This is a genomic window from Morganella sp. Je.2.23 (assembly GCF_051129855.1).
GTDB lineage: Bacteria > Pseudomonadota > Gammaproteobacteria > Enterobacterales > Enterobacteriaceae > Morganella > Morganella sibonii.
In genome coordinates, this window is record NZ_JBCPSQ010000024.1 from 1 (window position 1) to 1,062 (window position 1,062).

The following is a 1,062-nucleotide window of genomic DNA, read 5'->3' on the forward strand; positions in this document are numbered from 1 at the left end:
CGATGAGTAAGGCGGGACACGTGTTATCCTGTCTGAATATGGGGGGACCATCCTCCAAGGCTAAATACTCCTGACTGACCGATAGTGAACCAGTACCGTGAGGGAAAGGCGAAAAGAACCCCGGCGAGGGGAGTGAAAAAGAACCTGAAACCGTGTACGTACAAGCAGTGGGAGCACCTTTATGGTGTGACTGCGTACCTTTTGTATAATGGGTCAGCGACTTATATTCTGTAGCAAGGTTAACCGAATAGGGGAGCCGCAGGGAAACCGAGTCTTAACTGGGCGAATTAGTTGCAGGGTATAGACCCGAAACCCGGTGATCTAGCCATGGGCAGGTTGAAGGTTGGGTAACACTAACTGGAGGACCGAACCGACTAATGTTGAAAAATTAGCGGATGACTTGTGGCTGGGGGTGAAAGGCCAATCAAACCGGGAGATAGCTGGTTCTCCCCGAAAGCTATTTAGGTAGCGCCTCGTGAATTCATCTCCGGGGGTAGAGCACTGTTTCGGCTAGGGGGTCATCCCGACTTACCAACCCGATGCAAACTGCGAATACCGGAGAATGTTATCACGGGAGACACACGGCGGGTGCTAACGTTCGTCGTGAAGAGGGAAACAACCCAGACCGCCGGCTAAGGTCCCAAAGTCATAATTAAGTGGGAAACGAAGTGGGAAGGCTCAGACAGCCAGGATGTTGGCTTAGAAGCAGCCATCATTTAAAGAAAGCGTAATAGCTCACTGGTCGAGTCGGCCTGCGCGGAAGATGTAACGGGGCTAAATTATGCACCGAAGCCGCGGCAGCGATATGTAAATATTGTTGGGTAGGGGAGCGTTCTGTAAGCCTGTGAAGGTGACCTGTGAGGGTTGCTGGAGGTATCAGAAGTGCGAATGCTGACATAAGTAACGATAATGCGGGTGAAAAACCCGCACGCCGGAAGACCAAGGGTTCCTGTCCAACGTTAATCGGGGCAGGGTGAGTCGACCCCTAAGGCGAGGCTGAAAAGCGTAGTCGATGGGCAACGGGTTAATATTCCCGTACTGGTGGTAACTGCGAAGGGGGGA

General features: G+C 52.3%; 1 rRNA gene. It reads left to right on the forward strand.

The window, feature by feature from the left end:
- Positions 1-1,062: ribosomal RNA gene (locus tag AAZR23_RS20685) — 23S ribosomal RNA — on the forward strand; the annotation flags it as partial.